Origin of the sequence: Quyinboa ferrireducens (genome assembly GCF_042436675.1) — a bacterium.
Lineage (GTDB): Bacteria > Bacteroidota > Bacteroidia > Bacteroidales > UBA5342 > JBHJHP01.
Map to the genome: position 1 here is coordinate 142885 of NZ_JBHMVA010000013.1, position 15811 is coordinate 158695.

The following is a 15811-nucleotide window of genomic DNA, read 5'->3' on the forward strand; positions in this document are numbered from 1 at the left end:
ATGAAATCTAAATTAGAAATATTAGTATTAGCTTTATTCCTTCTGTTGCCGTTTTTTTCATTTGGACAATCAACAGGCGATGTTATAATCCAGGGAACTGTAACATCTAAAGCTGATGGAGAGACCTTAATTGCCGTTGCAGTAACAGAGGTTGACGAAAACAACAGGATCGTCAATTCAGCTATTACAGATTTCAATGGTCATTATGTTATTAAAGTTAAAGATACTTCCAATAAGCTGAACTTCCGTTTCATAGGTTTCAAGGATCAGTCGTTTGAGATTGGTAGCAACAGGGAGATCAACGTTGAAATGGTTGAGGATGTTAAGGTGCTTGGTGAGTTTACTGCAGAAGCCGAAAGAACGCATAGCGAAGGAAACTTTAAAATTCCCGAGCGTGAGATTTCAACTGCTGTTCAAACCATTGACACCAAGAAATTTGAAGGTGTTCAGGTTACAACCATTGATGACGCTTTACAGGGGCGTATTGCCGGTTTAGATATCGTTGCTAATTCAGGTGACCCGGGTGCTGGTTCATCCATGCGTATCAGGGGTACATCTTCCATCAATGCAAACACTGAGCCGTTGATCGTTTTGAATGGTATACCATACGAGGTAAATATTGACCCAAATTTTGACTTTGCAAATGCCAATACTGAACAATATGCAAATATGTTAAGTATTAACCCAGATGATATTCAGGAAATCACTGTACTTAAGGATGCTGCTTCAACAGCCGTATGGGGCTCCAAAGGCGCAAATGGTGTGCTGTTAATCACAACTAAAAAAGGGGTCTCTGGTCCAACACGTATTCAATATACCTTAAGAACAACAGCAGCCCGTCAGCCTAAAGGAATTAAAATGTTAACAGGTGATGACTACACCATGTTGATGAAGCAAGCTTATTTTAACCCTTATCAGAATGAAGCTGCGTCTGACGTAGATGAATTTAATTATGATCCGACATTTTCGGAATATGAAAATTTCAATAACAACACCGACTGGATTGATGAGGTTCGACAAACAGGTTTTACGCAGGATCATTATTTAACTGTGTCAGGTGGTGGTGACAGGGCTCTATATAGGGTATCTGGTGGTTTTTATAAGCAGCGTGGTACAATTATAGGACAGATACTGAACAGGGTTTCATCACGTGCTTACCTGGATTATATGGTGTCAGACAGATTGAGGTTCATTTCTGAATTTTCATTTACCTATTCAGATAACCAGAGAAGTTATGATAACCTGTTAGGTATTGCGTACAGGAAAATGCCTAACGTAAGTGTTTACAAACAGGATATTTTTGGTAATAATACGGATGAATTCTATAATATTAGAAGAGATTCACGGTTAAACCGTGATCAAAGGGATCTTTTTAATCCTGTAGCGTTAGCTCATCTTGCAACTAATAACTTAAAAACGTACAGGATTTTACCAACCTTCCGTTTGAATTATGATATACTGGATCCAGATGTTCAGTATTTGCGCTATAGTGTATATGTTTCGTTTGATATCAACAATAACAAAACAACAAGTTTCCTTCCTGCCGAGGCTACCAATGCATACTGGGATAATTCTAACGTAAACCGTGCAGTGAGCGGGGACTCTGAAAGTATGACGGTGCAGACCGATAATAATATTACATGGCAGCCAAAATTTTCAAATCCGGCACATACCCTTACTTTATATGGTTCGTTTCAGTTAAGGACCGGTAATTCACAAAGTCAGGGAAATTCAATTTATGGGGTTCCATTCTACAGTGATGCATCAGTAGATGCATATCTGGAAGGAATTAATACCAGCCGTTTTGCATGGCGTTCAATGGGTATGTTGGCAAGAATGCATTACGCATACAAAGGACGATATATCATGGGAGCAAGTATCAGAAGGGATGGTAGTACAAAATTCGGTAACGACCGTAAATTCGGTAATTTCCCTGGTATATCTTTTAAATGGATTATTTCAGATGAGCCATTTATGAAATCAACACAGAATTGGTTAAGTATGTTGGCAATCCGTCCAAGCTGGGGCGTTACAGGGAATCCACCTGATGAAGAATATCTGCATTTTAGCCGATATGGAAACTATGGTAGTTATGCAGGGATTCGTGCAACTCGTCCTACATCTTTGCGGCTATCTGATCTGCGATGGGAAAGAACTTCTTCTTTTAACTATGGTGCCGATTTGGGATTCTTTAATGACAAGTATATAATGGATATAAACTTTTATCAGAAAAGAACAGATGACCAGTTATTTAAGGGACTACCCATTCCGTCTACGTCCGGGGCATCAAATTATGCTTATCAGAATGTTGGAACAATGGATAATAACGGCTGGGAGTTGAACTTTAATGCCAACAGGGTGATAAAAAAAGGTGATTTTAGTGTTGATTTTAATTTTAACCTTGCCAATAACGTTAATAAAATTGTTCATTTAATTCCGTCTGTATTGAATACATTTAACGGTGAATATGGATACACAAATGGTTCGTATCTGACACGTATCCAGGAAGGTAACTCTTTTGGATCTATTTATGGGTTTAAATACAAAGGAGTGTATCAATATAGTGATTATGTGCCTGGAATACAGGAAAATGCTCCGGTTGCCAGAGATGAACAGAAAAACGTAATTATGGATGAAAACGGAGACCCGTTGCCTATGGTATTCGCTTATGGAAAATCATCTGAATATGAGTTTCAGGGTGGCGATGCCATTTATGAAGATATTAATCATGACGGTAGTATCGATGAACTGGATATTGTTTACCTTGGGAACTCTAATCCTAAAGTGAATGGTGGATTTGGTTCATTGATCAGGTATAAAAATTTTTACTGCAATATGTTCTTTAACTTCAGATATGGAAATAAGATTGTAAATGCAGCCAGAATGAATGCTGAAAACATGTATGGAAATGATAATCAGAGTATTGCGGTGAACTGGCGCTGGAGAAAGGACGGTGATATAACCAATATGCCGCGGGCACTTTACCAGTATGGGTTTAACTGGCTGGGAAGTGACCGTTATGTTGAAGATGGTTCATTTCTTAGGTTCAAGTATTTAACATTCAATTATTCAGTACCATCCAAAGCATTGAAAAAATACAATTTGAAGCAGTTAAACTTTTATCTGACCTTTAATAATGTTTTAGTATTTACAAAATATTCAGGAGTTGATCCCGAAGTAGGTTACGGTGGATTTAACGTGAGCACAGATAATTCAAGAACTCCACGTTCGAAGGATGTGACACTGGGTATTACAATTTCACTTTAAAAGTTCATTAAAATGTTAAAAAATAAAATTATAACTATTGTATTTGTTGGTCTGGTATTGCTTACCGCATCAGGCTGCAGGGACTGGCTTGATGTAAGACCTGAAAGTGAAACAATATTAGAAGAGTACTGGAAAACCGAGTCTCAGGCTCAGGCAGTTATGATGTCGTGTTACAGGTATTTTACAGAACAACCAAATTTTGAAAGAATCATAACTTGGGGAGAGCTGAGATCTGACAATTTAACCAAGGGTATTGGAATAAACGAACCTGCCAGCAAGATTATAGATGTGGACATAACTTCAGCTAATCCATTCTGCAGTTGGGGAAGCATGTATACGATTATCAATTACTGCAATACGTTTATGCACTTCGCACCTCAGGTATTAGACAATGATCAAAATTTCACAGAAGAAAAGCTCAAAACAATGGAGGCGGAAGTTCTGACTCTTCGCTCTCTGGCTTATTTTTATTTGGTGAGGGCATTCAGAGATATACCATGGATTAGCCAGCCGAGTATTGATGATACACAAAATTATGACGTATATCAAACGACTGAGAGAGCGGTTCTTGATAGTATAATTTCGGATCTGTTATATGCTGAAAGGTATGCCCCTGTGAGTTTTGATACAGAAGAAATGACAAAAGTGAGAATTACCAGAAATGCGGTAAAAGCTCTCTTAGCTGACGTTTATCTTTGGGATGAACAGTATGAGCTGGCTGTACAGAAGTGCGATGAAATATTAAGGGATCCTACACTTGAATTTGTAGATGCCGAAGACTTCCTTTATGATGTGTTTTACGTTGGGACATCAACGGAATCGATATTTGAATTCAGTTTTGATGAGGATGAAATTCCAAATAATGGTGTGAAATATGCTTATGGTTTTCTGGGTAATGGAGGTGAAGGTCAGCTATCTATGCCGTTGTTTCTGACTGATGTAAATGGAGAACATAACATTTTTCATTACAAAGTATCCAGTTCCCTTATAGAAAGTGATGAAGATGAAGATATAAGATATAAAGATTTTATTAATCAGACTATGGCGGCTAATGCTGGTTATAACTTCATATTTAAATATGCAGGTTTACAGCGTACCGAAAATGAGGACGGTACTAGCACTTATATATACTCATCAAAATCACCCAACTGGATTGTATACCGTTTAGCTGATATAACTCTGATGAAAGCTGAAGCGCTTGTTCAACTTAACAGAGGTAAGGCCGATCTGCAGGGGGCTATGGATATGGTTAACAGAACTTACCTCAGAGCAAATCCGGAACTGAGCGGCGATTCGTTGCAGCTGGCTGATTATAATTCTCAGGATGAAATGGAAAAACTGGTCCTCAGGGAACGTCAACGTGAACTGATGTTCGAGGGTAAAAGATGGTACGATTTAATGCGTTTGGCCAGACGGGATGGGAATCCTGTACGCCTTTTGAATTATGTAGTTTATAAGTTTACAGGTGACCAGGCATTACAATACAGTAAAATGTCTGTAATGGATGCACTTTATTTCCCAATTTCACAGAGCGAAATCAATGCGAATCCTAATTTAAAGCAAAATCCGTTTTACGAATTAACGGGTAGTAGCTCAACAACCGAATAAGTTATAATAATACTATGGGAGTAAATCTAAAAAGTTAGATCATGAAGAGATTAAGAATGAATTTTATCGAAAGTCTGATGATACTTGCTGTTTTTTTTACAGCGGTTTTATCATCATGCAACAGCGATAAAATTACACAGGATAGTTATTATACATTTACAGGGGATATGCTTGGTGAATATCTGGCTAAGTATCCTGAAGAATATTCAGAATTTACTAAATTACTGGATACCACAAAAGTTATGGGGTTATTGGATGCTTATGGGGAATATACATGTTTTGCCCCAACCAATGAAGCAATGTTTAATTTTTATCATTCAATGGGAAGGAATTCTATTGAAGAATTTCCGTATGATTCTATTGTAAAAATTGTTTACGATCATATTATAAATGGATATGTGGTTACAACAGATGATTTTGTAGAGGGGCGTTTAAGTCAGAAGTCAATGAGCGACAGATATTTCTCTGTTTCTTACGGTAGCTTTTCTACCGGAGACTTAACGATCAGGGTTAATACTTCTTCTCCGATATTAGAACCAAACATAGAAGTTCATAACGGTGTAATTCATAAAATTGGAGAAGTACTCAGACCTTCAGAGAAATTATTAATTGAAGCTATTGCTGATGATCCCAAGTTTAGGATGTTTTATAATGCGTTAATTGATACCAAACTTTACGAGAAAATGATGTTGTTTGAGGACGAAAGTTATAATCCGAGTCTCGGAGAGTACAAGTTTCAGCAGAATAATGGTAATGACGAAATTTTTCCACCGCACAGAAAGTACGGATACACAGCTTTAATGGAGTCCGATTCAACATTTATTGCTAATGGCTTGACCAGTCGTGATGCGATAAAAGCTTATGCAAAAGAAGTATATGATAAAGTATATCCTGAAGATGCAGGTATAACAGATATTACAAATCCGAAAAACAGTTTCAACAGGTTTATCGCATATCACCTTATTAATAAAAACCTTTCAAAAAAGAAATTTGTCGAAGATTATTTCAATACTGGTCATCAGATTAAGAGTTATGATATGTACGAATACATTGAAATGATGGCTCCTCATACTTTACTTGAAGCTAGAACCAATGTGAGCACAAATGAGTACACTTTGCTGAACACATTGAATGATGACCCATCGACTGCTGTCAGAATAGTTGAAACAAATTACGATAATGATGCGCTTAATGGAGTTTATCATGAAATTGACAAAATTCTGACATATAATTTTGATGTGGCATCCATGCTTTCGAGTAAACGACTGAGAATGGACGTTGCTTCGTTTTTCCCTGAGATTGCAAATAACAACATGCGTGCACCAGGAAAAATCATACCGTATATTATACCTTATGACTATTTTGACCGTCTTGAATTCTCAGAAGGTACAATTCTGAGTTATCTGAATGCAGATGGACGTTACGAAGATTATCAGGGTGATGAATTATTCTCACGGGAATGTTTGTATGATTTTACGATAACTACACCTTCGGTTCCTGCAGGAACATATGAAGTGAGATTTAGCTGGCAGCCTACGGCATGGAGAGGAGCAGCGCAGTTGTATTTTGACGGTGTTCCGTGTGGTATTCCATTGGACCTGAGTTTGGATGCAGATGATCCGGCCATTGGTCATGAGGTTCCCGGAACGGTACCAAGCGATCCTTACGGGTATGAGAACGATAAATTAATGCGCAACAGAGGATACATGAAAGGAGCCGCCAGTTACAGTGCTGTTGATCATGTGTGGTATCCTGCAGCAAATGCAAGGGCCAGTGTAAAAAGTGCGAGAAAGATTTTAGGTATCTATACGTTTACAGAACCTTCTGAGCATACATTCCATGTTAAAGCGGCACGTGCTGGGCAGTTTATGATGGATTTTCTGGAATTTGTGCCTGTGGAAGTGCTGGAATACGAAGGAATTGATTAACCGGTAATTTGTTAAGATGATAAAAGTTTTAAATATGAAAAAGTTTAATTGTAGATGGTTTTATCTGTTAATGTTTCTACCGTTGCTGTTTTCATGTAACGAGTCGGATACATGGATTAATCATTATGAACAAACAGCACAGGAAAGAACAGATCTGAGATTAGCAGATTTTATTGAAAGTCAGGAAGATCTGAGTAGGTTTTCACAGATGTTGCAGATAACCGGTTATGATACGTTATTGAATGCATCTCAATCCTTTACAGTTTGGGCACCTCAAAATTCAGCTCTGGAAGGTATTGATATGGACAACATGGATAAAGTGAAAGAGATAGTTAGGAACCATATTGCCCACTTTGTTATCGGTTCTTCCGGTTTGCAATCAAAACGCATTTTCATGATTGATGCGAAGTTTATAAACTTCACTAGTACTAACGGTAGTTTAACATTTGGCAATAAAAATGTTGTACGTTCTGATATCCTCGCAAATAATGGAATTCTTCATGTAATTGACGGCTATGTGCCTTATATCAATAATATATGGGAACACATTATTTCTGCTGATGGGATTGATTCGTTGAGTAACTTTATGGAATCTCTAGTTACTTTTACAGATGACGGCCCACCGGTTTTTGATTCAACATTTGCCAATAGTAATGGAATACTGAATGTTATTGGTGAGTTTGTTAATGAGGATAGTTTATACACTGTATTGTTACCCGACAATCAAGCATGGATTTCAGCAGAAAATTATATGAAGGGATTTTACAAGGTATTACCGGATGAAGGCGGATCATCACAACAAACTAAATACATCAGAAATAATATCATTCAGAATATGGTTTTCAGAGATAAAATCCTGGTTCCTTCTGAGTTTGATTCGATAATTACAACTACGGGTAATGTATTTCATGATCCCACCACAATTTTTGAAGGTGCTTCGTTTACAGAACTGAGTAACGGTTGGGCATATATTACTGATTCTTTAAAGTACAAACCATCTGAAGCTTTTCTTAAAGAAATAAGGGTTGAAGCTGAAAATCCGGATACCCGTACCTTATATCAATCTACTGTTTCACAAAGATCCAGTGCAGGCACAGGCTTTAATTTATCTGGTGATAAATATATCCTTGTTAATCCTTCAACAGCAAGGAATATCACTGGTGTGATTTTTAAAATACCAAATACCTTGTCTGCAAAATATAAAATGTATTGTGTATTTGCTCCATTGGCTGTAACTGGAAGTACAGATACAACTGTAGCAACACTACAATTTGCACTTTACTATAATGATGTAAAAACGCCGGATCCAGTAGTATATAGAAACTATGTAACCTCTCCTCATGAAGTTGATACAATGTATATTGCTGATTTTGAATTTCCGTATTCAAATATAATTGATGAGGAAGAAGGAGAAACTGTGGAAAATAATACTACTGTTTCGCTTTGGGTAGTTAATATGAATACCAAGGAAACGACAAAGCTAACACGAAGAATGTGTATCGACTGTATAATCCTAGAGCCTGTTGTTGAATAGGTGTTAAACATTTGAATGAGAATGAAAAACTTAAAGCATATATTCAGAATGAGAAGTAAATCCAGATTAACTAAATATTTCTCTGCACTCATTTTTGTGTCGGCTTGTTTTGCAACTGAAATTGCTACGGCCCAGAAGTCAGGTGATAATAAGGAAGCATCTTTTGTAGTAAAGGGGGTTGTTAGGGATGCTCATTCCAAAGAACCTTTGACAGCAGTCCAGATTCAATCAATGAACTACCCAGCTTCGGCAACTTCAGATGCAAAAGGTGAGTTTACCATAAATTTGCCAGACGGAGGAGATGTGTTGAGGGTTACAGCATTTGATTATGATATCAGAGAATTCCCTTTACGAGGTAAAGATGAAGTCATAATTGATTTGTATCCGGAGGCATTTACTGATCAGTATAAAACCATTGAGACACAAACCGGCATGGTTAAAAACTCATACATGGTAAATTCTGCTCAAAGTATTGATAATGTGTCGGATAACTTTGCTTTGACTGCAGATGACCTTATCCAGACAAAGTTGGGTGGAAATGTGCGGTCAATTAGTAGGTCCGGCACAGCAGCAATGGGATCTTCAATATTTATACGGGGATTAAATTCAGTAATGACTAATGCGCAGCCACTTTTTGTAATAGACGGAGTGATCTGGAACAACATGAATGATGTTAATTCTATTCATCAGGGGTTTTTCTCAAATCCATTGGCAAATATTAATGTAGTTGATATAGAAAGTATTACAGTTATTAAAGATGGTGCATCAATCTATGGCAGTAAAGCAGCAAATGGTGTTATTCTCATAAATACTAAACGAGGAAAAGGAGTTGTGACAAAAATTAATGCAAATGTAACGCAGGGTGTCACTTCAGAACCAGGTTCAATTCCGATGATGAACGGAGATGACCACAGGATATACATCAGCGAGATTTTAGGTACCAATCCTAACTTTAGTCCTAAAAACGTTGGAAATCTTGAATTTCTTGATGATGACCCAAGCACAACGTATTATAAACCGTATCACAACTCTACTAACTGGAATGATCAGATATATCAGGTGGGCAGAACACAAAATTACAGTATTGATGTTAATGGTGGTGATGACAGGGCATTGTATTACTTCTCATTGGGATATACTACTAATAAGGGTATTATTAAAACAACGAATCTGGAACGCTTGAGTACAAGATTTAATGCCGATTTTAAAATGTCAGAGTTATTTGCATTGGGCTTGAATGTTGGTTATTCAAATATTGACAGAAGATTGGTAGATGATGGTATTAATTTTATGACTTCACCAACGTATCTTGCAAAGATAAAATCACCGTTTTTAAGTCCTTTTGTTTATACTACCAAAGGGCAAATAACAAAAGATTATGATGATGCTGATATCTTTAATGTAGGTAATCCTGCTGCAATTATTGACAGAGCCCTGAATACTTCAAAACATTACAGGTTCAATATCGGGGCAATACCAACATTTAACTTTACGAAAAATCTGTCATTAAGTTCTCAGTTTGACTACAGTCTTGATAAAACGAAAGAATCGCATTTCACACCTATGTTGGGGATGGGAACATTTATCTACAATGCCAGTTTAACCAATACCGGTGTTATTGAAAATCGAGTAGCAAACCAGCAGATGAGAAATATAGCGGTTTATGATGATACCCGGTTGAAGTATGTATTTACAAAGGAGGATCATTCAATCAATGCTGTCTTGGGATGGAGATACCTTGATAATTATTTTGAATCTGATGAGGTTCTCGGTTATAATACCGGAACAGATGATACCAGAAATTTTACAGGGAATCTTGATTTTCAGTCTGTAACGGGCATTAATAATCATTTAAGATCAATTTCGAATTATTTGAATATTGCATACAATAATCAGAATAAGTATTTTTTGAATTTATCTGCTGCTCTTGATGGTTCTTCACGTTTTGGTGCAGAAACGGAAGGGGGTATTCAGTTATTTGGTCACAGTTGGGGGTTTTTCCCATCACTTTCTGGTGCCTGGCTTATTTCCTCTGAGAGTTTTATGAAGAATGTAAACGCCATTAATTTTATGAAATTAAGAGTGGGGTATGGTTTTACCGGAAATGATGATATACAAGATTATGTCAATCTTGCATATTTCATGTCGGAACGATTCATCCAAAGAACTTCAGGGGTTTATCTTGCTAACCTGGCAAATAATCAGATTCAGTGGGAAACAACGGCTCGCCTGAATGGTGGTCTGGATATGAGTATTTTTAACGAAAGAGTTTCATTGTCACTCGATGCATATTCAAGCCGAACCAGTAACTTGCTTATGTATCAAATTTCACCTGAGGTCGCAGGTTTTGCCCGGTATCTTAAAAATTCAGGAGAACTTACCAATATTGGTTATGAGGTGAATGCGAGTATTAAAATGTTAAATCTGAAGACTTTCAGATGGGAATTGGGTTTAAGCATGGGCCATTATAAAAATGAAATTACAGCGCTACCTGATGGTAATTTTGAAACTCCCGTATATGATGCTATTATTCAAACTAAAGTTGGACAGGCAGCCGGCGTCTTCTACGGGTATACGACAGATGGTGTTTTTACCACACAGGCTGAGGCTGATGCTTCAGGGTTGAAAATCAAGGAAGAAAATGGAACACTGACCTATTTTGGGGCTGGAGACATGAGATTCATTGATAAAAGTGGTGATGGTATCATCAGTAAGGAAGATATGCAGGTTATCGGTGATCCAAATCCGGATTTCTATGGTTCATTTACCAGTAAATTTGCGGTTAAGAATGTTATGTTTGAAGCATTATTTACTTATTCATATGGCAATGATGTGTATAATTATTTGCGTCATAAGCTTGAGTCGGGTAATGATTATTATAATCAAACTACGGTTATGTTGACCAGGTGGACAACTGAGGGACAGATTACTGATCAGCCACGGGCTACATTTAATGATCCTATGGGGAATGCAAGATTTTCGGACAGGTGGATTGAAGATGGTTCGTATCTGAAATTAAAATCACTTAAGTTATCATATAATGTACCTCTTAAGGGTGGTTTTATTGAGGGACTTAATATTTGGGTGTCTGCTGACAATTTATGGACACTTACAAATTATCTGGGACTTGACCCTGAATTTTCTCCTCGAAATTCAGTTTTATCCCAGGGGATTGATGCCGGTTTGATACCGTTGACAAAAAGTTATTTGGTCGGTTTAAGATTGAACCTGTAATAATATAAACATCCGTTAAAGAAATAAATATAAAAATATGAAGCGCATAAATCAACTGATAGTATCATTATTTGCAGTTTCTCTGTTATTGATGAGTTGCGACTCACTGTTAGATGTGGACTCTGATCGTTTTATTACAGATGAGAATTACAGGGTAAATTCACCTTCAGATTCATTGTATTCTATGATAGGAGTATTAACTCAGTTACAAAAACTTTCCGATAGCTATGTCTTGTTGGGGGAACTTCGCGGTGACTTGCTGGATGTTACTGAAAATGCAGATGTTAGCCTGAAGGAGTTGAATAATTTTAATATTACTTCCGATAATCCATATGTTAATGTAGCAGACTATTACAGCATCATCAATAATTGCAACTACATTATAAGGTATATTGATACTACGTATGAAAGTGAAGGCGAGAGAATTCTTGTCAGTCAGTTTGTTCAGGCCAAAACAATCAGAGCATGGACCTATCTGCAGCTGGTTCTGAATTTCGGATCGGCGTTATATTATGAGGACCCTATATTATCCATTGATGAAGCCAAGGCTGATTATCCTGAATACGATTTGTATCAGTTGGCTGATGTCTTAATTAAGGACCTCTCGCCATGGAAAAATGTTTCAAAACCCAGACTTGGCTCCGTAATGGATTACAACCTTGGATATTCATTTTTCCCTGTACGTATGGTATTGGGGGATTTGTATCTTTGGACCGGCGACTATCTGAATGCAGCAACTGAATATCATGATCTGTTGTATAATAACAGGTATACAGTAACTGATAATTATCAGTCTTTCTGGGTTGTGGAAAACGATGTGTTGAATGAAAATCGGATTTATGTGAACTGGCAGTTGCTTTTTGCATCCAGCTCAACGGCAGAACGAATTACGGATATTGCAACATCTTCCCGTTATGGAAACGCTTCAGAGCTATATGTAATGTCATATAGTATTTCAGATCAAATGATTGTGCCTTCACAGGTTGCCTTAAATCACTGGAACAAGGATCTGTTTTTCAAGGATGATTTTAATATTGATCATGACCTGAGAGGCCGGCTTGGATCGATTTCAACTGTACAGGTTTATGATAATAGTAGTAATGTGACTTCCTACGATCGTATACTTAAGTACCGTCCTATATTGGGAGAAGCAGATGAAGATGTGTATGAAACCAGAATATATCGTAATTCATTAGTGTATCTGCGTTATGCCGAAGCTGTAAATCAGCTGAATAAACCAAATATGGCATTTGCAGTTCTTAAGTATGGATTAAACAACAGTACAATGAACAACCCGGATATGATTCCTGCCAGTGAAATAGGTGATGCCATGCCTGCATATATGGATTTTAGGGATTTAAGGTTTACTAATAATATTGGAACTGTAATAAGAGGTCAGGGCGTTAGGAAATATGTGAATCAGGTTTGGGTAGATGCCCGTGATCCGCTAACCGACTCAACATTTGTTATTCCTGTACTGCCAACGCTGGATGATTCTGTAACCTATGTTGATGACCTTCTTATAAAAGAACTGGCTTTGGAAACGGCTTTTGAGGGTAACCGTTTTCAGGATCTGATGCGTTTTGCGTTACGTAGAAGTGATCCGTCTTTTCTTGCGGATCGGGTTGCTGAAAAACATACAACAAATAAGGAAGCCATACGAACTTTACTTGGGAATACCGACAACTGGTACTTACCGAAAAAATAGGTAAAGGAGGGGAATCAAAGGTTCCCCTCTTTTATTTATGTGAGCAGAAAGGAAATCAGCCACTTTAAGTTTTATTTAGTACATTTTATTCTGTTTCTATTTTGTCTATATACAGAGTATGTATGTTGTATAACAATAATAATTAGTGTAAAATTGACAATTAAAATTTGGTGAAATCTTTGAATTGATTTACCTTTAAAAATTATAATTTAAGTGAAAAACTTTTAATGCATGAGTAATTGAAAACTTCAGGCTGATTGTCATTACTTATGTATTTACGGAGCTTATTAAACATTTAAGTGAATTTAGTTAGTACCTAATGTTAATTGATTTAAACAATTTTGTTATGAAAAGAAATCTTTATGCAACAAGACGTTGGCTGAACAGAATGTTGGTTCTGTCAGTGAGTTTTTTTATGGGGACGGTGCTGTTTGCACAGGATATTACAGATGGTCTCCAGTATCAATTTAAATTTGATAATGACGAAGGCGGCGTTACTTCAGATGCCATAAAAAATGCCGGTGGTATTTTACAGAACAGTGCAACACTTGGTGTTGTGGATGGTTTAAATGCACTGGAATTAGTTGGTGGAGCCCATGATGTTGGTCCATATTTGGAATTTGAGTCCGGAATTATTGAAAATTTCCAGACATATCCGAATTTTACGGTTTCAATGTGGGTTAAGATTAATACGCTTGTTACCTGGTCAAGGTTATTTGATTTTGGAACCGGAACAACAGTAAATATGTTCCTTACACCTCGTAACTCAGTTACTGGGACTGCCCGTTTTGCAATAACTGTAGGCGGTGGAGGTGCGGCAGAGGAAGTTATCAATGCCAGTCAACCTTTAACTGAGGGAGTTTGGACGCATATCGCAGTAACTGTTGATGGTGCTGTTGGAACAATTTATATAGATGGTTATCAGTCTGGTGATCAAAATACGAGCATGACTCTGAATCCTACCAATATGGGAGTAGCTTTGACACAATGTTATATTGGAAGATCTCAATATACCGCTGATGGTAATCTTGATGCATCTGTTTCTGATTTCAGAATTTATGATCGTGCGTTAACTGCTTCAGAGGTTGAGCAAATTGGAAGTGACCCAATATTGGCAAGCCTTGCTCAAACCTTTGAATTAACTGATATTCCTGAGAATGCAGGTATCGATGTAAATGCCTTGGATCAGGATATTACTCTGCCTACTTCATTTGATAACGAAGTTACTGCCGAGTGGACAATTGGCGATACCACATACATTGATTCAACCGGACATTTAAAGGATGTTTCTCCTGAACTATTTCCAGTGCCTGTTAGCCTGAGTGTAACATTTTTCCATACTGTGGGAACAATTACCCGCTCAAAAACAAAGGATTTTGCCGTTTACATTCAACCAACTGGAGAACCTGGGCCAGAACTTGTAGCACAATGGGATTTTGCAAGAGAAAATATGGAAGAAGATGGCGTAAGTATTGATGATATTTCAGGAAATGGATTGGTAGGTACCCTACAGAATGATGCCTGGATTCGTACAATCGGAGAAACTACTCAGTATGATGTACTTGACATGGGTAAAGGTACAGGATATTTTGATATGAGTGCGGAAGTAGGAGATTATGTTTATCATTTGGGAGAGTACACTATCAGTTTATTTTTCCGGGTTCATGAAGATTATACCGATATAGGTAGTTACGGTAACTTCTTCTGGTCATTCTGTAACACTGAAGATATTTATGCTGGTGGTGGTGCCATGTATTTCATTGGAAGAGACATGGAGGCAGATATTATGCGAACGGATTATAATACTCAACAAAGTACGGGTTCACAAGGAAATGCACCTAAGGGAGCATGGCATCATTTAGCATATGTTCAGGAAGGAACAACAGGTACAGTATATCTGGATGGTGAAATTTTGTCACAACAGCCAATCACTTATTATCCGGTTAGTACTATTAATAAAGACAGTGTCAATGGTGTTGCTCTGACAGGTACTCCATTTAACTGGTTAGGACGTTCTCCATATCCAAGTGATGCTTATCTGCAAAATACAGCGATGTATGATTTCAGGTTATATTCTATTCCGTTGTCTCAGGATGAAATCAGACTCAGCAATCCATTTGGAATTGGTCTTGATGTTTTGACTACTGTTGATGACTTAAACGCAGCCTGGCATGAAAACAACAATGCTGGTTTCCCTGAGGAACTAACTACTGAAAAAGAAGCTATGTCTGTGGCTGACTTAAGTGCAGTGACCTCAAATCTTACATTGCCTACTCAGGGAAGTATAGATAATACAATTACTATTGAGTGGAGTAGTGCTCCCGGGCTAATTGCACCTGACGGTACAGTTACAAGACCTGATTACCTGGATACTGATGTGCGTTTAACAGCTACTTTATCTAAAGACGGATACAGGACTGATACCACATTTAATGCCACGATACTGGCAAATGAAGCTACCAAGTATACTTCTGATCTTTTACTCCATTTCAATTTTGATGATGCCAATATAAGTGGTAACACTGTAACAGA

At 37.4% G+C, this 15811-nt stretch carries 7 protein-coding genes; all 7 read left to right on the forward strand.

The annotated features are described in order from the left end of the window. On the forward strand, nucleotides 1-3267 hold the full coding sequence (locus tag ACE01N_RS16615; RefSeq protein WP_380591480.1) for a SusC/RagA family TonB-linked outer membrane protein: 3267 nt from the start codon (nucleotides 1-3) through the stop codon (nucleotides 3265-3267). 12 nt (nucleotides 3268-3279) lie between these two features. Then, nucleotides 3280-4875, forward strand: a complete 1596-nt coding sequence (locus ACE01N_RS16620; RefSeq protein ID WP_380591483.1) for a RagB/SusD family nutrient uptake outer membrane protein — start codon at nucleotides 3280-3282, stop codon at nucleotides 4873-4875. 41 nt (nucleotides 4876-4916) lie between these two features. Further along, entirely contained in the window at nucleotides 4917-6803 is a 1887-nt protein-coding gene (locus ACE01N_RS16625; RefSeq protein WP_380591485.1) for a fasciclin domain-containing protein, read from the forward strand. A 34-nt stretch (nucleotides 6804-6837) separates the two neighbouring features. Beyond that, a complete protein-coding gene (locus ACE01N_RS16630) occupies nucleotides 6838-8337 on the forward strand; it encodes a fasciclin domain-containing protein (protein ID WP_380591487.1) in 1500 nt (499 codons plus the stop codon). A gap of 21 nt (nucleotides 8338-8358) precedes the next feature. Further along, on the forward strand, nucleotides 8359-11571 hold the full coding sequence (locus tag ACE01N_RS16635; protein ID WP_380591489.1) for a SusC/RagA family TonB-linked outer membrane protein: 3213 nt from the start codon (nucleotides 8359-8361) through the stop codon (nucleotides 11569-11571). A 37-nt stretch (nucleotides 11572-11608) separates the two neighbouring features. Further along, nucleotides 11609-13279: a RagB/SusD family nutrient uptake outer membrane protein gene (locus tag ACE01N_RS16640; protein ID WP_380591491.1), complete on the forward strand. Its 1671-nt coding sequence runs from the start codon at nucleotides 11609-11611 to the stop codon at nucleotides 13277-13279. A gap of 346 nt (nucleotides 13280-13625) precedes the next feature. Further along, nucleotides 13626-15811 (forward strand): LamG-like jellyroll fold domain-containing protein (locus ACE01N_RS16645; protein ID WP_380591493.1); only part of this gene is annotated, 2186 nt, incomplete at its 3' end.